Below are 19972 nucleotides of genomic sequence, written 5' to 3'. Positions count from 1 at the left end.
GGTTAAAAAGGGTGGCTGACTCCCAGGAACAATAGCCAATAACCCAGGGCGAGTAACGGCCAGGCCAGCAGCGGCCCAAACAGCAGGCGCCAGAGACGCAGGTAGGGATCGAAACCGACGCCATGCACAAAGCCTCCCGCCACGCCAAGCATCACCAGCATCAGTAGGTTATGGCTGTAGTGGCCTTGGGCATCGAGCATGGCTGCCGGATGAATCAGCAGCAGCAAGGCCAGCGGGCTGGCCAATAGCAGCGACAGCGCCCGAGTCCAGGGGCGCTGCAGTAACGGGCGCGGCTCAGTCGCCACTGGCGCCGTCCTCGTCGAGGTCTTGGGTGGTTTCCAGCCACAAGGCATTGATGATGCCGAAGCTGCAGGCCAGCAGCACGCCGAGAATCCAGGTGAAATACCACATCTGTGAACTCCTTAATTACCCGTAAGTTGGGCCGACTGTTCGATGGTATGAGATGACATTGTTCAGGGCTGCCGCCGCTCTTGTCGCCAGCGTCGGATCAGCCAGGTGCAGCAGTAACCTATGCCCAGCCAACCGAGCGCGGTGAGCCAGGCGGCCAGTCGTGTGTCGGCTTGCAGCCAGCCCCAGCGGGAGAGGATTTCCATCCAGTCATGCTCGCCACCACCGACCAGCGGCAAGAGCTGGGCGCGTGCATCGGCCATGTAGCGGGCAATGTTGAAGCAGTTTTGCAGCCCCCAGATGACGCAGATGGCAAAAGAGCCGGTAGCCCCCGTGCGGTAAAAACTGACCGCTGTCGCAACCGGGAAGATCAGCTGCGCCAGCGTGCCGCCGTAAACCATCAGCGATGCGGAAAACAGCCCGAAGAACGGATGGCCAAATTCATGGAACAGCAGGTTGGCGCCATCCAGCAGCGGGAACCAGCGTTCGCCACTGTTACCGAACCACAGCGCCGCCACGGCAAAGACTAATACGCCGGTCAGGGCCGCAGTGCTTAGCGGTTGCCAGTGCTCTTGCGGGCTGTCAATGGTCGGGTGAGGGGCAGTTGGCCGCGCTGCTTTGCTGGGAAGCTTGCCCATAAGGTACCTATTGGTTGCTGTTTGGGCCGCGCCGTTGCGGCGGCGCGGGGCTCTGACTCAATACAGTCCGTGATTATTGCTTTCAATGTGCGCGGTGGTGACCTTGCCCCACATCTTCACGTAGCCCCACAGGGTGTAGCAGAGGATCAGGGGGATAAAAATGCCGGCCACGATCAGCATGATGCCCAGGGTCTTCTGGCTGGAGACCGCGTCCCAGATGGTCAGGCTCGAAGCCGCGTCGATGCTGGACGGCAGGATGAACGGGAATAGGGCAAAACCTGCGGTACACAGGGTGCCGATAATCGCCAGGCTGGAGCCGAGAAAGGCCAGACCGGCACGCCGGCCCGAGGCGGCAGCCAAGGCCAGTAGGGCACCGAGAATGCCGCCCAGCGGCGCCAGTTGGCTCAGTGGGTAGCGGGCGTAATTGGCCAGCCAGCCGGGGTTGCTCTGGGTCACGGTCTTGGCCAGCGGGTTGAGGGCAGCACTGGCCTCGAAGCTGGAGCTGATCACCCAACCCTGGATATTGCCCAGCCACAGCCAGATCCCGGCGCCGCTAAAGCAGAGCAGAAACAGCACGGCAAATAGCTGCGCGGCACGGCGACTGCGGCGCGCCACATCGCCATCGGTGCGCAGCATCAGCCAGGTGCCGCCGTGCAGCAGCAACATGCTCAGGCTGACCAGCCCGGCCAGCAGGCCGAAAGGGCTGAGCAGTTGCCAGAAGTTGCCCTGGTAGCTGCTGCGCAAGCTGTTATCCAGGGTAAAAGGCACGCCCAGCAACAGGTTGCCGAAGGCCACGCCGAACACCAGGGCCGGCACGAAGCCGCCGACAAACAGCGCCCAGTCCCAGGCCAGACGCCAGCGCGGGTCGGCCACTTTGCTGCGGTAGTCAAAGCCCACCGGGCGGGTGAATAAGGCAAACAGCACCAGCAGCATGGCCCAGTAGAAACCCGAGAAGGCCGTGGCATACACCAGCGGCCAGGCGGCGAACAGCCCGGCGCCGGCGGTCACCAGCCAGACCTGATTACCCTCCCAGTGCGGCGCTATGGTGTTGATCACCACTCGCCGTTCGCTGTCGGTCTTGCCGACGAAGGGCATCAGGGCGGCGGCGCCCAGATCAAAACCATCGGTCAGTGCAAAGCCAATCAGCAAGACGCCGACCAGCACCCACCAAATCAGCTTGAGGCTTTCGTAATCCAACATGGTCATGTCCTCAGGCGGCGATTTTTTCGAAGTGATAACGGCCGGTGTGCAGGCTGCTGGGGCCGAGGCGGGCGAACTTGATCATCAGGTACATCTCGATCACCAGCAGCACGCTGTAGAAGGCCAGCAAGGCCAGCAGTGAACCCCAGACGTCGCCGGCGCTGATGCTCGACGCGGACAGATGTACCGGTAGCACTTCGGCAATCGACCACGGCTGGCGACCGTGTTCGGCCACAATCCAGCCGGTTTGCGCGGCAATCCAGGGCAGCGGCAGGCTGACCAGCGCCCACTTGAGTAACCAGCGTTTCTGCTCCTCGTTTTTACGCGCCGAGGCCCAGAAAGCGCAGATAAACAGGCCGAGCATTAGAAAGCCCGAGGCCACCATCAGGCGGAAACTCCAGAACACCGTGGCCACATTGGGGATGGTGTCCAGGGCCGCTTGTTTGATCTGCGCCTCGCTGGAGTCGACCACCGCGGGGTTGTACTTTTTCAGCAGCAGGCCGTAGCCGAGGTCTTGCTTGTGCCGGTTGAAGGCGGCGATGTTCTCCGGGGTTTTCTCGCCGTTACGCAGTTTTTCCAGCAGGGCATAAGCCTGGATGCCGTTACGGATGCGCACCTCATGCTGAACTATCAAATCCTTGATGCCGGTGACCTGGGTGTCCAGCGAGCGGGTGGCGATGATGCCCATTACATAGGGGATTTTCACCGCGTAATCGGTGCGTTGCTCGGCCTGGTTGGGCAGGCCGAACAGGGTGAAGGCGGCCGGGGCCGGTTCGGTTTCCCATTCGGCTTCGATGGCGGCCAGCTTGGTCTTTTGCACGTCCCCGATCTCATAGCCGGATTCATCGCCGAGGATGATCACCGAGAGAATCGAGGCCATGCCGAACGCCGAGGCGATGGCAAACGAGCGGCGGGCAAAACCCAGGTCGCGACCCTTGAGCAGGTACCAGCTGGAAATCGCCAGCACAAACACGGCGCCGGTTACGTAACCGGCCGCCACGGTATGCACGAACTTGACCTGGGCCACCGGGTTAAACAACAGGGCACTGAAACTGGTCAGCTCCATGCGCATGGTTTCGAAGTTGAACTCGGCGCCCACCGGGTTCTGCATCCAGCCGTTGGCGATCAGAATCCACAGCGCCGACATATTCGAGCCAATCGCCACCAGCCAGGTCACCGCCAAGTGTTGCACCTTACTCAGGCGCTCCCAGCCGAAGAAGAACAGGCCGATAAAGGTCGACTCCAGAAAGAACGCCATCAGCCCTTCGATGGCCAGCGGTGCGCCGAAAATGTCGCCGACATAGTGGCTGTAGTAGGCCCAGTTGGTGCCGAACTGGAACTCCATGGTCAGCCCGGTGGTGACGCCCAGCGCAAAGTTGATGCCGAACAACTTGCCCCAGAACTTGACCATGTCCTGGTAGACCTGTTTGCCGGTGATCACATACACCGACTCCATAATCGCCAGAATAAACGCAAGGCCCAGAGTCAGGGGCACGAACAGGAAGTGGTACATGGCCGTCATGGCAAACTGCAGACGGGATAGGTCGACGACGGTTTCCGAGATCATCTCGGGGTCTCCTCAAGGGCAGGCAAAGGCTTGGTAGGCGGCGCGGCGAGCAGGTGGGCGGCGACCTGTGCGGTGCCTTCCAGCGGCACTGTCGGTGCGCTGAACCAGATGGCTTTGATGGCCAGCAGCAACGCCAGCTTGATCAGCAAAATCACGGCAAGTTCGCGCACCAACGGAATGCGCCAGGGGGAAGCGGGGCGATGCAGCCTTACAGCAGCCATGGTCGTTCAGTTCCGATGGGTTTATGCCTTGATATAAAGCAATAAAAAAGGCCGCTTGGGCAGTGACCCGATGTCGCACGGGTACTGCTCAAGCGGCCGGGATGGCGCGCAGTGGGTTTTACGGGCGTGTTAGCCGTCGAAACCCAGGCGGGTGCGCCAGCGGTTTTCCAGGGCGCGGGTGTCTTGTTGGGAGGGGTGAAAGCCCGGCTGGTAATACTGCAGATAGGGGCGGATGAGGGCGGTGATATAGCCGTTACGTGGGCCAAATAGGGTCTTGAGGCCATATTTCCAGCTGGACCAGTTGAGCAACTGGCCGTCCTTGCGCAGCAAGTCGAGCTGGAACCAGGCGATCACCCCGATAAACATCAGGCTGGTGCTGGCCATGGTCAGGGTGCGCAGCCAGTAGCCGCCGCCGACCGCCAGGTAGGCATCATAGGCCACCGACTTGTGCTCGTTTTCCTCGATGGCATGCCAGAGCCAGAGCTTGTACATGAGCGGATCGGTCATCTGCATATTGATGTCTTCGCGCGCAAGCAGTTGCTCGGCCATGGTCGCGGTGAAATGTTCGAGGGCGCAGGTAGCGGCCAGGCGTTGCTTCTTGGTGGTGAACTTGGTCACCCATTCCAGTAGCACCTTGATGCGCAATTCCAGGGTGCGCAGGTCAATGCCATGGGCCTCGGCGTATTGGTTGTAGGTCGCGTGCTCCTTGGAGTGCATGGCCTCCTGGCCGATAAAGGCACTGATGTCTTTTTGCAGTTGCGGGTCTTCGATTTGCTCGCGCACGGCCCGCACGCTGTCGACGAAAAATTTCTCGCCGTAAGGGAACAGCGACGACAGGTTGTTCATAAAGTGGGTCATAAAGGGGTTGCCACTCCACCAGTATTTGCGGGTCTCAGTGAAACTGAAATCCATCCGGCGCACCGGGAAATTGGCTTTAGGCAACGGTGCTGCGGTTGCACTGGTCGACATAATGAAGTCCTCTGGCGTGGGCCGCAGGCACGTTGCGGCCTTGATTGTGTTGGACTGCAGAGCAGTTACAGCACGCAAAGCAGGTGCGTCACTATTGGGTTTTTTAACGTGCAAGACGAGGTCGAATCCGGCCAGAGCGGCGGGCTTTAAGCCAACTTTTGACGGGCAAGCAGGACGGTGGCGAAAAGGTGGGTTTGCTTGGTGGTGTCAGCGAGGCGCTGCGGCGGATATAGCGTTGTCACCTGAGTCGCGTTAAAGCACGCAAACGCCGGGCCTGCATTGCACAGGCCCGCGCGTTGATCAGTTCTCCAGGTTGCCGCCCGCCAAGGCGCACAGCTCGATGGGATTGGTGATATCCACTTCCTTGCCTTCAGCTGCCAGCAGGCCGCTCTGCTGAAAACGGGTGAACACCCGCGAGACGGTTTCGACCGCCAGGCCCAGGTAGTTGCCGATTTCGTTACGCGACATGGACAGGCGAAACTGATTGGCGGAAAACCCCCGGGCACGGAAACGTGCCGACAGGTTGACCAAAAAGGTGGCGATGCGTTCGTCGGCGGTTTTTTTCGACAGCAGCAACATCATTTGCTGATCATCACGAATCTCGCGGCTCATGATGCGCATCAGCTGGCGGCGTAGCTGTGGCAGCTGCAGGGCCAGTTCATCCAGGCGCTCAAAGGGGATTTCGCACACCGAAGTGGTTTCCAGAGCCTGGGCCGAAACAGGATAAGTTTCGCTGTCCATGCCGGACATGCCGACCAGCTCGCTGGGCAGGTGGAAACCGGTGATTTGCTCTTCACCGGCATCGGTGACGCTGAAGGTCTTTAAGGCGCCGGCGCGCACGGCAAACACCGAGTTGAAGGTGTCGCCTTGGCGAAACAAGAAATCACCTTTTTTCAACGGGCGGCCGCGTTTGACGATTTCGTCGAGCGAATCCATGTCTTCCATGTTCAGTGATAACGGCAAGCACAATGAAGACAAGCTGCAGTCTTTACAGTGCGCTTGCGGTGCTGGGCGAGCCTTGTTGATCTCTGACATGAGGATTTCCTTAGGGGCGCAAACAATGCCGCTAAGGGTAACGCAGCCGCTCAGCTAGAGATAGGCGGCTGTGAAAACTGTTCGGGCATTCAGGTTTTTACCAGGTTAGAAGCGCCAGGCTAGGGCTGGCCGCGTCTGGTTGGGGGGTTAAATCACCCGGGAGAAGCGTTGCGTGGTCAGGGCGCTGAGGTAGCCGTCAAACAGCATGCAAACCGAGCGTGCCAGCAAGCGTCCGGCGGGGCGAATATCGATGCTGTGGGCATCCAAGTCGAGCAGCCCGTCTTTGGCCATTTGCTCGAGTTGCGGCCAGACAGCGGCGAAATAATCAGCGAAATCAATCTTGAAGCGGGTTTCGATAGCGGCAAAGTCTAGGCGGAACTCACAGATCAATTGCTGAATCACTGCGCGGCGCAGCCGGTCATCTTCGTTGCACAAAAGGCCGCGGCAGGTGGCCAGTTGGTCGCTGTCGAGGCTTTGTTGGTAGAGGGCGATATCGCTGTTGTTTTGGCAATAAAGATCGCCAATCTGGCTGATCGAAGACACCCCAAGACCGATCAGGTCGCAATGGCCATGGGTGGTGTAGCCCTGAAAGTTGCGTTGCAGGGTGCCGTCTTCCTGGGCGCTGGCCAGCTCGTCATCGGGCAAGGCAAAGTGGTCCATGCCGATGTAGCGGTAGCCGGCGGCGGTCAGTTGCTCGATGCTGTTTTGCAGCATCGCAAGTTTGTCGGCGGGTGCCGGCAGGTCTTCACTGTTGATCCGCCGTTGCGGCAAGAAGCGCTCGGGCAAATGGGCGTAGTTGAACACCGAGAGCCGATCAGGTTGCAGGGCGATGATGGCATCGACCGTGCGGGCAAAGCTTGCTGGGGTCTGCTTGGGCAAGCCGTAGATCAGGTCAATATTGATCGAACGAAACTGCAGGGTGCGCGCCGCGTCAACGATGGCGCGGGTTTCCTCCAGGCTCTGGAGGCGATTCACCGCCCGCTGCACCTCGGGGTCGAGGTCCTGGACGCCAAGACTGACGCGATTAAAACCCAGTTCACGGAGCAAACCCATGGTGGACCAGTCGGCTTCGCGCGGATCGATCTCGATGCCGTAATCGCCGCAGTCGTCGTCCAGTAAGTTGAATTTGCTGCGCAGTTTGGCCATCAGCCGGCGCAGTTCATCGTGGCTGAGAAAAGTCGGCGTACCGCCACCCAGATGCAGCTGCTCGACCTGCTGATTAGGCGCGAGGTGGCAGCTGATCAGGTCGATTTCTTTTTCCAGCCGCTCCAGGTACGGCAGCGCCCGGCCACGGTCTTTGCTGATGACTTTGTTGCAACCGCAGTAGTAGCAAATGTTGGCGCAAAACGGCAGGTGTACATACACCGACAACGGGCGTTGGGCTTTGCGACTGTCCCGTAAGGCGTGCAGCAGTTCAAATGAACCGATGCCGTCATGAAATTGCACGGCAGTTGGGTATGAGGTGTAGCGTGGGCCGGCTTGATCGTAGCGACGGATCAGATCGGTGTCCCAGCGAATGGCGTCGAGCATGCGGGCAGTCCCCGGTTGGCTGGCCTGAGTTCAGGAGGCATGCCGGGGAGTTTAAATAGACTTGGCGCAGCTGATCTTGACCTGTATCAACCGGACTGGCCGGCGCTCGCCGCGCCATGCGCGCCGTGGCCCATCAGCCAGGCTTGGTGGGGGCCGGGCAGGGTCCACAGGCCAAAGAGGATGACCAGCAGGCCGCCGGCCATGCGGATGTTGCGTTTGCGCAACAAGCGATTCACTCGCTCCGCCGCCAGGCCGCTGGCCAGCAACACTGGCCAGGTGCCCAGCCCAAAAGCCAGCATCAGCAGCGCGCTGTCGACGGCGCTGCCTTGGCTGGCAGCCCAGAGCAGGGTGCTGTAGACCAGGCCGCACGGCAGCCAGCCCCAGAGCGCGCCCAGCAGCAGCGCCCGGGGCAGGCTGGTGACTGGTAGCAGGCGTTTGGAAAACGGCTGAATATGCCGCCAGAGCCCGCGCCCCAGCGCCTCGATACGGGTCAGTCCGCTCCACCAGCCACCCAGATACAAGCCCATGCACACCAGCAGCAAACCGGCGGCTATGCGCATGCCCATGGCTGCCGGGCTATTGGCCAGCGCCCAGCCGCCGAGACCGAGCAGCAGGCCCGCGCAACCATAGCTGAGTACCCGGCCGAGGTTATAGGCCAGCAGCAGTTGCAGGCGACGGCTGCGTTGTTCGGCGGGAATGGCCATGGTCAGGGCGCCCATCAAACCGCCGCACATACCCAGGCAATGACCGCCACCGAGCAGGCCGAGCACCACGGCGGAAATCAATAAGGGCAGCAGTTCAAGCACGGGGTGGGTCCTGCGGGTTGTTTTTGTCTTGCGCCTCTTGCACGCCGGCGCGATGCGCGGGGTCTTCGTCGTCAAACAGGATGCTGTGGGCCGGGCCGTCCATGTCGTCGTACTGGCCGCTATCGACCGCCCAAAACAACAGGCGAATGGCCAGGGCGACAATCACTATGGCGATGGGAATCATTACGTACAGCGCGTCCATCACAGCTCCGTGGTTGATTGGCTAGCGGGTCAGGCGTAAGGCGTTGAGTACCACCAGCAGGGAACTCAGCGACATGCCCAAGGCGGCCCACAATGGGGTGACCCAGCCGAGGGCGGCGAAGGGCAGCACCAGGCCATTGTACAGGCAGGCCCAGGCCAGATTCTCGCTGATAATCCGCCGGGTCCGCCGCGCCAGGGCGAAGGCTTGAATCAGGCTGTCGAGGCGATTGGACAAGAGCACGGCATCGGCGCTGGTTTTTGCAAGATCGGTAGCCGAACCCATGGCCACGCTGATGTCGGCCGCCGCCAGCACCGGCACGTCGTTGACCCCATCGCCGAGCATCAGCACCCGCCGGCCTTGAGCATGCAATTGCTGCAGCACTGCAAGTTTGTCGGCCGGGGTCAGGCCGCCACGGGCGTCGTCGATACCCAGCTCGGCCGCCACCTGGGCGACCATCGGTGAGCTGTCGCCCGACAACAACAGGGTTTGCCAGCCCTGGGCGCGGCAGGCGTCGAGCAAGGCTTGCGCATCGCTGCGCAAGCGATCATCGAGCACCAGCCAGGCCAGCGGTCCTTGGCAGTCGCCAAGCAGCAACCACTGGCCTTGTTCGGCGGCGATGCTGGGCGGGCTGGCGTCACTGAGGGCGCTGACAAACGCCGGCTGGCCGATGCGCAATTGTTGGCCATTGACCCAGCCTTCCAGGCCGACGCCAGGCTCGCTGCGAACCTCGGTTGCGGCCAGTGGCGACTGACCAAAGGCGCGCGCTATGGGGTGTTCGGAGCGGTTTTCCAGGGCGGCGGCCAGGGCCAGACAGTGTTCTGCGTCCGCGGCGCCCAGGGGGTGGATTTCACGCAGGGTCAGGCGCCCCTCGGTGAGGGTGCCGGTCTTGTCGAAAATCACCGTGTCGATTTGATTCAAACCGTCGAGCACATGGCCACGGGTCAGTAACAGGCCGAGTTTATGCAGGCTGCCGGTGGCGGCGGTCAGCGCTGTCGGTGTGGCCAGTGACAGGGCGCAAGGGCAGGTGGCGACCAGCAGGGCCAGCACAATCCAGAACGCCCGCTGTGGATCAAGCTGCCACCAGAACAGGCCGACTATGGCCGCCGTAACCAGCACGATCAGCAGGAACCATTGCGCCACGCGGTCGGCCAGTTGGGCCAGACGCGGTTTTTCTGCCTGGGCGCGCTCCAGCAAGCGCACGATCGCCGACAGCCGGGTGGCGCTGCCGAGGGCTTGCACTTGGACGGTGAGCGGGCCTTCGACATTCAAAGTGCCGGCACTGACATGGTCGCCAACAACCCGCGGCAGCGGCAGGTATTCGCCGGTGAGCAGTGATTCATCCAGGCTCGACTGGCCGCTGATGATCAGCCCGTCGGCAGCCAGCAAGGCACCGGGCGGCACCAGGATCTGCTCTCCAAGCTGCAGTTCGCTGAGCAAAATCCGCGTGCTCTGGCCCTGCGCGTCCAGCCGTAAGCAGGAGGCGGGCAACAGGTTAACCAGCTGTGCGGTGGCGGCGGCGGTACGCTCGCGGGCGCGGCGTTCAAGGTAGCGGCCGGCCAGCAAAAACAAGGCGAACATGCCCACCGCATCAAAATACAGCTCGCCGTGCTGAAACAGGGTTGACCAGATACCGGCCCCGTAGGCGCCACCAATCGCCAGGGATACCGACACGTCCATGGTCAAGTGGCGGGTGCGCAGGTCGCGCAGCGCGCCTTTGAAAAAATCGCCACAGCAGTAAAAAACAATCGGCGTGGTTAAAAACAAGCTGACCCAGCGCAGGATTTGATCCATTTCACGGCTCAGATCGAGGCTGAACTCCGGCCACGTGGCCATGCTGGCCATCATCACCTGCATCCACAGCATGCCGGCCACACCCAACTGGCGCAGGGCCCGGCGGTTCTCTTCGGCCAGCTGGGCCACGGCCAGGTCGGGCTGATAGGGATGGGCGGCATAGCCGATGCTGCGCAGCGCCTTGAGTAACTGGCTCAGGGGTAGTTGCTCGGCGTTCCAGCTCAGATACAGGCGGTGGTTGGACAGGTTGAGGTTGGCCTCTGAGACGCCTGCGAGCTTGCGCAGGTGTTTTTCGATCAGCCAGCCACAGGCGGCGCAACTGATACCCTCGATCAATAGGCAAGTGCTGCTTTGTTCGCCATCGTGCTGGACAAACGCCTGTTGCACATCGTCGCGATCATAGAGCGCCAGTTCATCGGCAAGCTCTTTGGGGAAGGCATCGGGATTGGCGGAGGTTTCGCTGCGGTGCTGGTAATAACTCTCCAGCCCTGCCGCGACTATGGCCTCGGCTACGGCGGTGCAACCGGGGCAGCACATAACGCGCAACTCACCGAGTACGCGGGTTTGAAAGCGGCTGCCGGTGAGTACCGGCAAGCCGCAGTGGTAGCAGGGGGTTGGGTTAGCCATCTAACGCGCAGTCATTGACCCAGTTGCAGTGGCGTGCCGGAGGCCAGGGTTTCTTCCTCGAACAGCCGCCAGTCTTTGCCACCTTCCTGGCCCAGCAGTTCAATAAAGCGGCGGCCCTGCACGCTGTCTTGCATTATGCCGCGGTAGAACTTGCCTTCGGCCGGCTGCAGGACAATGCGGCGGTCCTTTTCCGGCTGAGTCGGCGAGATCAGATTCAAGGTCAGTTGTTGCGGACGGCTAATGCCACTCAGTTCAATTTCGGCGGTGCCGGTTTCGTCGTTAAAGCTGACTCGGGCGCTCATCTGTAACTGCTTGGCCAGGGTTTCCCGGTCCAGCGCGGTATTGATGCCTTTGCCGGCATCGTAGTAATTGTCGACCACCAGGCTGTCGCCTTTGAGGATCGATATGGTGAGCAGCGACAGGCCCAAGACGACGGACAACGCCAGCAAGGAAATAATAAACCAGGGCCAAAATTGCTTGTACCAGGGCTCGATAGGCGTTTGCAATTGCATGTGGGGGTCCGCGTTTAAAGGTTTATAGGGTTAACGCACGCTGGGGCCGATAAAGCGGCTGTCAGCGTCGTTTTTAATGCCCGGTGCATCGACAGCGCGAACGCTGAAGCTGATTTCGTTGGCGCTCGAGGGCAGCTTTGCCGGCTCAATTGACAGCTCAATCGGAATCGAGAGGATCTCGCCAGCGGCCACTTCGACTTCATCTTTACCGGCAAAGTCCAGATCATCCAGGCCTTCGGCTTGTATTTTGAACACATGATCGAGCTGGTCTTTGTTCATGATTTTCAGGGTGTAGACGTTCTCGATGTCACCATTCTGGTTTTCACGAAACAGTACCCGGTCCTTGATGACGTCCAGTTGCACCAGTGGTCGAATGCTTACGGCATAGGCGAAGAAGCCCATCATCACCAGCAGCGCAATGGCATAAGCAATCAGGCGTGGCCGCATTAACTGGGTTTTTTGCCCGGAGAGGTTGTGCTCGGTGGTGTAACTGATCAGGCCCTTGGGGTAATCCATTTTCTCCATGATGCTGTCGCAGGCATCGATACAGGCCGCGCAGCCGATGCATTCGATCTGCAGGCCATCGCGGATGTCGATGCCGGTCGGGCACACCTGGACGCACATGGTGCAGTCGATGCAGTCACCGAGGCCTTCGGCCTTGTAGTCGGTGGTTTTTTTGCGCGGCCCACGGTGTTCGCCACGGCGTGGATCGTAGGAGACGATCAGGGTGTCTTTGTCGAACATCACGCTCTGGAAGCGCGCATAGGGGCACATGTAAATGCACACCTGTTCGCGCAGCCAACCGGCATTGCCGTAGGTGGCGAGGGTGAAGAAGCCTATCCAGAAATACGCCCAGCCATCGGCGCTGCCATCCAGTAGCTGGCCGAGTAGGTCACGAATCGGGGCAAAGTAGCCGACGAAAGTCACCCCCGTGGCCAAACCAATCAGCAGCCAAAGGCTGTGCTTAGCGGTTTTGCGCAGCAGTTTTTGCCCGCTCATTGGCGCTTTGTCGAGCTTGATCCGTTGGTTGCGATCACCCTCGGTGACTTTCTCGCACCACATGTAGATCCAGGTCCAGACACTTTGCGGGCAGGTGTAACCACACCAAACCCGGCCGGCAAACACGGTAATAAAAAACAGGCCAAATGCGCAGATGATCAGCAGCCATGACAGCAGCACGAAGTCTTGCGGCCAGAAAGTCGCGCCAAAAATATAAAATTTGCGTCCCGGTAAGTCCCACCAGATGGCTTGTCTATCGCCCCAGTTGAGCCACAGGGTGCCGAAATACAGCAGAAACAACCAAGCCCCCCCGGCCATCCGAATGTTCCGGAATAGACCGGTAAAGGCGCGGGTGTAAGTGGTTGCGCGACTGGCGTACAGGTCAACGGTGGTCGAGCCTTTGGCCGGCGCCGGGGTGACATCTTTGATCGGAATCTGTTGATTCATCGCGGCATACCACGGTAGCGGATAAATGCCCCAGCTCGATGCGGTTGGGGTCGTGAGCACTTGCTTATAGGCGATGATACGCCTGCGACAAATTGGCAAGGGTGCGACCTATGGTCACCCATCGCTCTGTGCTTTCCTGCTCATTAAAGCAAAACGGCGTCAGGGGTTGCCTGACGCCGCTCAATACTTCAGTGCATAAAACCCTTATTTAGCGTCTTTCTCGACTTTAGCGTCTGTCTCGGTATGCGAGAGGCTGTAGACGTAAGCCGCTAGCAAGTGGACTTTGTCTTCGCCGAGAAAAGCCTGTTGGGTCGGCATCACGCCTTGGCGACCGTAGCGAATGGTCTGTTGCAGTTGGGCAAAGCTGGTGCCGTAGATAAAGGCCGCAGGGTTGCTCAAGTTGGGTGCGCCCATCGCCGGGGTACCGTGACCTTGTGGGCCGTGACAGGCAACGCAGTTGCCAGCGAAGAGTTTTTTGCCCGCATCGATGTCAACTTTGCTGTTTTCTGGCAGCTTGCGGCCGGCGATCTCAGTCAGCACATAGGCTGAGACATTGCGCACGCCAGCTTCACCGAGCACTTCACCCCAGCCCGGCATCACCGCATGACGGCCCGCCAGAATGGTGGTTTGAATGGTGTCTGGTTCACCGCCCCAGCGCCATTCACTGTCGGCTAGGTTAGGGAAACCGTAGACACCTTTGCCGTCGGAGCCATGGCAAACCGAGCAGTTGCTGGCAAACAGGCGGCCGCCCATTTTCAGCGCCTGTGGGTCATTGGCTACTTCGCTGATCGGCATGGCCGCGTATTTGGCATACAGCGGGCCGTATTGCTCATCGCCCTTGGTCATTTCCCGCTCGTACTGCTTAACGGCAGTCCAGCCACCTTCGTAGCCTGGGAAAATACCTTTCCAGTTACCCATGCCTGGGTAGAGCACCAGATAACCCACGGCAAAGATAATGGTGAGGATAAACAACATAAACCACCACTTGGGCAGTGGGTTGTCTAACTCTGCAATGCCATCGAAAACGTGGCCAACGGTTTCTTCGGTGGTTTCCGGACGTTGCCCTTTGCGGGTGGAAAGCACTAACCAGATCAGCCCGATGATGGTGCCGCTGGTCAAAATTGTGACGTACCAACTCCAAAAAGTGGTCATTCGCTCTTACTCCTGGAAGCTTGTTCTTCGCGTTTTTCAGCTTCGGTATCGTCGGCAAAAGGCAAGTTGGCGGCTTCATCGAAGCTGCCTTTGCGCTTGCTGTTGTAAGCCCAGAGGACCACACAGGTAAACGCGACCACCACCAGCAAGGTGCCCAGGCCGCGTAAAGTTCCGATATCCATGTGCCTTACCGTTTGTTCTTGATGGCAGTGCCAAGGGACTGCAGGTAAGCCACCAGGGCTTCCATTTCAGTCTTGCCCTTGACCGCGTCTTTGGCGCCGGCAATGTCGGCGTCGGTGTATGGCACGCCCAGGGTGCGCATGGCCTGCAACTTGGTGGCGGTATTCACGCCATCGAGCTTGTTCTCAACCAGCCATGGGTAGGCCGGCATGATCGACTCAGGCACCACGTTACGCGGGTTATAGAGGTGAGCACGGTGCCAGTCATCCGAGTAACGACCGCCAACCCGAGCCAGGTCCGGGCCGGTGCGCTTGGAGCCCCACAGGAAGGGGTGATCCCAGACGCTTTCACCGGCTACCGAGTAGTGACCGTAACGTTCGGTCTCGGCGCGGAATGGGCGAATCATCTGCGAGTGGCAACCAACGCAGCCCTCACGGATGAAGATGTCGCGCCCTTCGTGTTGCAAGGCGGTGCGTGGCACCATGCCTTCAACGGGTTTATTAGTGACGTCTTGGAAAAACAGCGGGACGATTTGCACCAGACCGCCGATGCTCACAGCCAGGACCATCAGCACGGCCATCAGGCCGATATTTTTTTCTACCGTTTCGTGATTCATGCGTGGTCTCCAACGGCCATTTGCGCCGCGGCTTCGTACTCTGCAGGCACTGCAGAACGTACGGTGCGCCAAGTGTTGTAAGCCATCAGCAACATGCCGCTAAAGAAGAAGGCACCGCCGATTGCCCGTACCAAGAAGCCAGGGTGACTGGCTTGCAGGGCTTCAACGAAGGAGTAGGTGAGGGTGCCGTCTTCGTTGACTGCGCGCCACATCAGGCCCTGAGTGATGCCGTTGACCCAAAGTGCAGCGATGTACAGCACGGTGCCGATAGTGGCCAGCCAAAAGTGTGCGTTGATCAGGGCGACGCTGTGCATCTGCTCACGGCCATACACTTTCGGGATCAGGTGATAGAGCGCGCCGATCGAGATCATTGCCACCCAGCCCAAAGCGCCGGCGTGTACGTGGCCGATGGTCCAGTCGGTGTAGTGCGACAGGGCGTTGACGGTCTTGATCGCCATCATCGGACCTTCAAAGGTCGACATGCCGTAGAACGCCAATGAGACGACCAGGAAGCGCAGAATCGGATCGCTGCGCAGCTTATGCCAGGCGCCCGAGAGGGTCATCATGCCGTTGATCATGCCGCCCCAGCTTGGTGCCAGCAGAATCAGTGACATGGCCATGCCGAGCGACTGCGCCCAATCCGGCAGCGCGGTGTAATGCAGGTGGTGCGGGCCGGCCCAGATGTACACGGTGATCAGTGCCCAGAAGTGCACGATCGACAGGCGATACGAGTAGATCGGACGCGCAGCCTGCTTGGGAACGAAGTAGTACATCATCCCCAGGAAACCGGCGGTCAGGAAGAAGCCCACGGCGTTGTGGCCGTACCACCACTGGATCATCGCATCGGTAGCACCGGCGTAGATCGAGTAGGACTTGAAGGCGCTAACCGGCAACTCAAGGTTGTTGACTATGTGCAGCAGTGCCACGGTGAGGATGAAACCACCGAAGAACCAGTTGCCTACATAGATGTGCTTAACCTTGCGCTTAACGATGGTGCCGAAGAACACGATCGCGTAGCTGACCCAGACAATTGCGATCAAAATATCGATCGGCCATTCCAGCTCGGCATACTCTTTGGAAGAGGTCAGGCCCAGTGGCAGGGTGATAGCTGCCAGGACGATGACCGCTTGCCAGCCCCAGAACACAAAGGCGGCCAGGGTGTCGGAGATTATTCTGACTTGCGAGGTGCGTTGCACCACGTACAAGGAGGTCGCCATCAGTGCGCAACCACCAAAGGCAAAAATTACTGCGTTGGTGTGCAGTGGACGTAGACGGCCGAAGCTGGTCCACGGCAGGCCGAAGTTAAGTTCTGGCCAGACGAGTTGTGAGGCGATTAGAACGCCTAGACCCATCCCTACAATCCCCCAAATCACCGTCATAATGGCGAATTGGCGGACCACCTTATAGTTATAAGCAGTCGGACTTATTGCTGAGCTCATGCGTTTTGTTCCACGGTTAATGGAGTTTTCTGGGGACTAAAAATCGGCGGCAAGTATGGGCAAAGCAGGTGCCCATTGCAATGAGCAAGGCCAGCAAAATCGGGCTTTACAGGCTTGCTGTAAGCGATTTTAAGTATCGATTGATAGTCCTCACCGAGGCTTCGAGCATTGCCGGTATCCCGCTAAAGGGAAGGCAATTGCCGCACAGTCCTGATGAATGGCGACTGCGCAGAGCTTAGCTGAACTCAGTGTGCTTGCTAGGACGCGAGAATATCGCTGCGACACTCTGTCGCAGCGTGGCGGGGAAACAAATCCTTACAAGGCACCTCCTTGTGTCAGTAAGTCTTGCTTGAATCTTGGCTCTGCTAGTGCCAGACAGTTAATGGCATCGCCGGCACTCACAGAGGTCGCGTTGAGCGGTGTTACTCGGCGCGTGGTTTCTCTACGGCGGACTGCCCCAGGCTGAACACATAAGCCGCCAGCAAGTGGACTTTGTCGTTGCCGAGGAAGTCTTGCTGGTTTGGCATTACCCCTTGGCGACCATAACGAATGGTCTGTTGCAGCTGGCTAAAACTGGTGCCGTAGATAAAAGCAGCAGGTTTACTCAGGTCGGGGGCGCCCATGGCTTGCACGCCATGCCCGTCTGGGCCATGGCAGGCCATGCAATTGCTGGCAAACAATGCCTTGCCAGCGGCAGCGTCAGCCTTGGCGCCGTCGGGTAATTTGCGCCCGGCAATGCCTTCGAGCACAAAGGCCGCGACATTCTGCACGCCGGTTTCGCCGAGCGCTTCTCCCCAGGCCGGCATTACGGCGTGACGCCCGGCCAAAACACTGGTTTTGATGCTGTCCGGTGCGCCGCCCCAGCGCCATTGTTGATCGGCCAGGTTAGGGAAGCCGAAAGCGCCTTTGGCATCCGAGCCGTGACAGACCGAGCAGTTGCTGGCAAACAAGCGACCGCCCATTTTCAGGGCTTGCTGGTCTTTGGCCACTTCACTGATCGGCATAGCGGCAAATTTGGCGTAAATCGGGCCGTATTGTTGCTCGGCTTTATCGACTTCTTTTTGCCATTGTTTGACCTGTGTCCAGCCGCCGTCATAGCCCGGCAGTATGCCTTTCCAGTTGCCCAGGCCCGGATAGAGCGCCAAGTAGCCAACGGCAAAAATAATGGTGCCGACAAACAGCATAAACCACCACTTTGGCAGTGGGTTGTCATACTCCTCGATGCCATCGAAGGAGTGCCCCATGGTTTGCTCGGTGGCGCCTTTTTGTGTCTCGCTTTAGCGCGTTGCAAAAACTAACCAGAGCAGTGCCAGTAAGGTGCCGACGGTCAGTAGAGTGATGTACCAACTCCAGAAAGTGCTCATGTGTTGTTACTCCTAGAAGCTCGTTCTTCGCGTTTTTCAGCTTCGGTATCGTCGGCAAAGGGCAGGTTGGCCGCTGCGGCGAAACTGTTTTTGCGCTTGCCGCTGTAAGCCCAGAGGGTCACGCAGGTAAACGCGATCACCACCAGCAAGGTGCCCAGGCCGCGCAACGTTCCGACGTCAATTGCACCGTTAATAAAAGAAGAGGGCATCAGCCTTACCTCTTGTTCTTGATGGCAGTGCCAAGGGACTGCAAGTAGGCCACCAGGGCTTCCATTTCAGTTTTGCCCTTGACCGCGTCTTTGGCGCCGGCAATGTCGGCATCGCTGTACGGCACGCCCAGGGTGCGCATGGCCTGCAACTTGGTGGCGGTATTCACGCCATCGAGCTTGTTCTCAACCAGCCATGGGTAGGCCGGCATGATCGACTCAGGCACTACGTTGCGCGGGTTGTAGAGGTGGGCACGGTGCCAGTCATCCGAGTAGCGACCGCCAACCCGGGCCAGGTCCGGACCTGTGCGCTTGGAGCCCCACAGGAAGGGGTGGTCCCAGACGCTTTCACCGGCCACCGAGTAGTGACCGTAACGTTCGGTCTCGGCGCGGAATGGGCGAATCATCTGCGAGTGGCAGCCCACGCAGCCTTCACGGATGAAAATATCGCGGCCTTCATGTTGCAAGGCGGTGCGCGGCAGCATCCCTTCAATCGGGGTGTTGGTAACGTCCTGGAAGAACAGTGGGACTATTTGCACCAGACCGCCAATGCTCACGGCCAGCACCATCAGAACCGCCATCAGGCCGACGTTTTTCTCAATCGTTTCGTGATTCATACGTGTGCTCCTGCGGTCATCTGCGCGGCGGCTTCGGATTCGGCCGGAACGGCGTCACGCACGGTGCGCCAGGCGTTGTAGGCCATCAGCAGCATGCCGGCGAAGAAGAAGGCACCACCAATGGTGCGCACCAAGAAGCCCGGATGACTGGCTTGCAAGGCTTCAACGAAGGAGTAGGTGAGGGTGCCGTCTTCGTTGACTGCGCGCCACATCAGGCCTTGAGTAATGCCGTTGACCCACAGCGAGGCGATGTACAACACGGTGCCGATAGTGGCCAGCCAGAAGTGCGTGTTGATCAACGCAACGCTGTACATCTGTTCGCGGCCGTACACTTTTGGGATCAGGTGATAGAGCGAGCCGATTGAAATCATCGCGACCCAGCCCAAGGCACCGGCGTGTACGTGGCCGATGGTCCAGTCGGTGTAGTGCGACAGGGCGTTGACGGTTTTGATTGCCATCATCGGACCTTCAAAGGTCGACATGCCGTAGAACGCCAGCGACACCACCATAAAGCGCAGAATCGGGTCGCTGCGCAGCTTATGCCAGGCGCCCGAGAGGGTCATCATGCCGTTGATCATGCCGCCCCAGCTTGGCGCCAGCAGAATCAGTGACATGGCCATACCGAGCGACTGCGCCCAATCCGGCAATGCGGTGTAGTGCAAGTGGTGCGGACCGGCCCAGATGTACACGGTGATCAGTGCCCAGAAGTGCACGATCGACAGGCGATAGGAGTAGATCGGCCGACCGGCTTGCTTGGGCACGAAGTAGTACATCATCCCCAGAAAGCCTGCGGTCAGGAAGAATCCCACCGCGTTGTGGCCGTACCACCACTGGATCATTGCATCGGTCGCACCGGCATACAGCGAGTAGGACTTGAAGGCGCTAACCGGCAACTCAAGGTTGTTGACGATATGCAGCAGCGCCACGGTGAGGATAAAACCGCCGAAGAACCAGTTGCCGACATAGATATGCTTCATCTTGCGCTTCATTATCGTGCCGAAAAACAGCACGGCGTAGCAGACCCAGACAAGGGTGATGAGGATGTCGATCGGCCATTCCAGCTCGGCATACTCTTTGGACGAAGTCAGGCCCAGCGGCAGGGTGATGGCCGCCAGCACTATCACCGCTTGCCAGCCCCAAAAAACGATGGAAGCGAGCGTGTCGGAGATTAGTCGGGCTTGCGAGGTGCGTTGCACCACGTACAGGGAGGTGGCCATTAGTGCGCAACCGCCAAAGGCGAAAACTACCGCGTTGGTGTGCAGTGGTCGCAGGCGGCCGAAGCTGGTCCATGGCAGGCCGAAGTTAAGATCGGGCCAGACCAGCTGTGAGGCGATAAGCACCCCGATCCCCATGCCGACGATCCCCCAAATCACCGTCATAATGGCGAATTGGCGAACCACCTTGTAGTTATAGGCAGTACTGATGGTTGTGTTCATTTCTGAGTTC

General features: G+C 59.5%; 21 protein-coding genes and 1 pseudogene. All 22 read right to left on the bottom strand.

All coding sequences use genetic code 11. The annotated features are described in order from the left end of the window. Nucleotides 1-2: 2 nt before the first annotated feature. Nucleotides 3-305, bottom strand: coding sequence for a cyd operon YbgE family protein (locus Q8R10_RS01280; protein ID WP_305650289.1), 303 nt, complete (start codon nt 303-305; stop codon nt 3-5). Beyond that, complete coding sequence (gene cydX / locus Q8R10_RS01275; RefSeq protein WP_305650287.1) at nt 295-411, bottom strand: cytochrome bd-I oxidase subunit CydX; 117 nt, start codon at nt 409-411, stop codon at nt 295-297. Before cydX ends, Q8R10_RS01280 begins: the two co-directional genes overlap by 11 nt. A gap of 62 nt (nt 412-473) precedes the next feature. Continuing rightward, complete coding sequence (locus Q8R10_RS01270; RefSeq protein WP_305650285.1) at nt 474-1046, bottom strand: hypothetical protein; 573 nt, start codon at nt 1044-1046, stop codon at nt 474-476. Between the two features lie 57 nt (nt 1047-1103). Continuing rightward, entirely contained in the window at nt 1104-2246 is a 1143-nt protein-coding gene (gene cydB, locus Q8R10_RS01265) for a cytochrome d ubiquinol oxidase subunit II (RefSeq protein ID WP_305650283.1), read from the bottom strand. Nucleotides 2247-2256: 10 nt separating this feature from the next. Continuing rightward, a complete protein-coding gene (locus tag Q8R10_RS01260; protein WP_305650281.1) occupies nt 2257-3813 on the bottom strand; it encodes a cytochrome ubiquinol oxidase subunit I in 1557 nt (518 codons plus the stop codon). Next, nucleotides 3810-4034, bottom strand: coding sequence for a cytochrome oxidase putative small subunit CydP (gene cydP / locus Q8R10_RS01255; protein WP_305650279.1), 225 nt, complete (start codon nt 4032-4034; stop codon nt 3810-3812). Before cydP ends, Q8R10_RS01260 begins: the two co-directional genes overlap by 4 nt. 129 nt (nt 4035-4163) lie before the next feature. Next, nucleotides 4164-5003 (bottom strand): metal-dependent hydrolase, encoded by an 840-nt coding sequence (locus Q8R10_RS01250; RefSeq protein WP_305650278.1) that lies wholly within the window; start codon nt 5001-5003, stop codon nt 4164-4166. A 300-nt stretch (nt 5004-5303) separates the two neighbouring features. Next, a complete protein-coding gene (gene fnr / locus Q8R10_RS01245) occupies nt 5304-6038 on the bottom strand; it encodes a fumarate/nitrate reduction transcriptional regulator Fnr (protein WP_305650276.1) in 735 nt (244 codons plus the stop codon). A 147-nt stretch (nt 6039-6185) separates the two neighbouring features. Then, complete coding sequence (hemN, locus tag Q8R10_RS01240) at nt 6186-7568, bottom strand: oxygen-independent coproporphyrinogen III oxidase (RefSeq protein WP_305650274.1); 1383 nt, start codon at nt 7566-7568, stop codon at nt 6186-6188. A gap of 86 nt (nt 7569-7654) precedes the next feature. Then, nucleotides 7655-8374, bottom strand: coding sequence for a sulfite exporter TauE/SafE family protein (locus tag Q8R10_RS01235; protein WP_305650272.1), 720 nt, complete (start codon nt 8372-8374; stop codon nt 7655-7657). Beyond that, nucleotides 8367-8576 carry a cbb3-type cytochrome oxidase assembly protein CcoS gene (ccoS, locus tag Q8R10_RS01230; RefSeq protein ID WP_305650270.1) on the bottom strand — a complete coding sequence of 70 codons (210 nt, stop codon included), beginning with the start codon at nt 8574-8576 and terminating at the stop codon, nt 8367-8369. Before ccoS ends, Q8R10_RS01235 begins: the two co-directional genes overlap by 8 nt. A 21-nt stretch (nt 8577-8597) precedes the next feature. Beyond that, nucleotides 8598-10994 (bottom strand): heavy metal translocating P-type ATPase, encoded by a 2397-nt coding sequence (locus Q8R10_RS01225; RefSeq protein ID WP_305650267.1) that lies wholly within the window; start codon nt 10992-10994, stop codon nt 8598-8600. An 11-nt stretch (nt 10995-11005) separates the two neighbouring features. Next, nucleotides 11006-11506: a FixH family protein gene (locus tag Q8R10_RS01220; protein WP_305650265.1), complete on the bottom strand. Its 501-nt coding sequence runs from the start codon at nt 11504-11506 to the stop codon at nt 11006-11008. A 30-nt stretch (nt 11507-11536) separates the two neighbouring features. Next, nucleotides 11537-12952 carry a cytochrome c oxidase accessory protein CcoG gene (gene ccoG / locus Q8R10_RS01215; protein ID WP_305650263.1) on the bottom strand — a complete coding sequence of 472 codons (1416 nt, stop codon included), beginning with the start codon at nt 12950-12952 and terminating at the stop codon, nt 11537-11539. 204 nt (nt 12953-13156) lie between these two features. Next, nucleotides 13157-14104 (bottom strand): cytochrome-c oxidase, cbb3-type subunit III, encoded by a 948-nt coding sequence (gene ccoP, locus Q8R10_RS01210; protein ID WP_305650261.1) that lies wholly within the window; start codon nt 14102-14104, stop codon nt 13157-13159. Then, nucleotides 14101-14286 carry a cbb3-type cytochrome c oxidase subunit 3 gene (locus tag Q8R10_RS01205; RefSeq protein ID WP_305650259.1) on the bottom strand — a complete coding sequence of 62 codons (186 nt, stop codon included), beginning with the start codon at nt 14284-14286 and terminating at the stop codon, nt 14101-14103. The genes ccoP (Q8R10_RS01210) and Q8R10_RS01205 overlap by 4 nt, the downstream gene beginning before the upstream one ends. 5 nt (nt 14287-14291) lie before the next feature. Continuing rightward, nucleotides 14292-14900, bottom strand: coding sequence for a cytochrome-c oxidase, cbb3-type subunit II (gene ccoO / locus Q8R10_RS01200; protein ID WP_305650257.1), 609 nt, complete (start codon nt 14898-14900; stop codon nt 14292-14294). Continuing rightward, the gene (gene ccoN / locus Q8R10_RS01195; protein WP_305650255.1) at nt 14897-16339 is read right to left on the bottom strand and encodes a cytochrome-c oxidase, cbb3-type subunit I; all 1443 of its coding nucleotides are present in this window, start codon (nt 16337-16339) and stop codon (nt 14897-14899) included. The genes ccoO (Q8R10_RS01200) and ccoN (Q8R10_RS01195) overlap by 4 nt, the downstream gene beginning before the upstream one ends. A 422-nt stretch (nt 16340-16761) precedes the next feature. Further along, nucleotides 16762-17703: pseudogene (ccoP, locus tag Q8R10_RS01190) on the bottom strand (cytochrome-c oxidase, cbb3-type subunit III). Then, a complete protein-coding gene (locus Q8R10_RS01185) occupies nt 17700-17885 on the bottom strand; it encodes a cbb3-type cytochrome c oxidase subunit 3 (protein WP_305650455.1) in 186 nt (61 codons plus the stop codon). The pseudogene ccoP (Q8R10_RS01190) and the gene Q8R10_RS01185 overlap by 4 nt, the downstream one beginning before the upstream one ends. A gap of 32 nt (nt 17886-17917) precedes the next feature. Beyond that, nucleotides 17918-18526, bottom strand: coding sequence for a cytochrome-c oxidase, cbb3-type subunit II (gene ccoO / locus Q8R10_RS01180; RefSeq protein ID WP_305650253.1), 609 nt, complete (start codon nt 18524-18526; stop codon nt 17918-17920). Continuing rightward, nucleotides 18523-19962, bottom strand: a complete 1440-nt coding sequence (ccoN, locus tag Q8R10_RS01175; RefSeq protein WP_305650251.1) for a cytochrome-c oxidase, cbb3-type subunit I — start codon at nt 19960-19962, stop codon at nt 18523-18525. Before ccoN (Q8R10_RS01175) ends, ccoO (Q8R10_RS01180) begins: the two co-directional genes overlap by 4 nt. Nucleotides 19963-19972: the final 10 nt, after the last annotated feature.

This window comes from Pseudomonas sp. (assembly GCF_030698175.1).
Classification (GTDB): Bacteria; Pseudomonadota; Gammaproteobacteria; order Pseudomonadales; family Pseudomonadaceae; genus Aquipseudomonas.
This window is presented reverse-complemented; position numbering and strand designations above follow the sequence as displayed.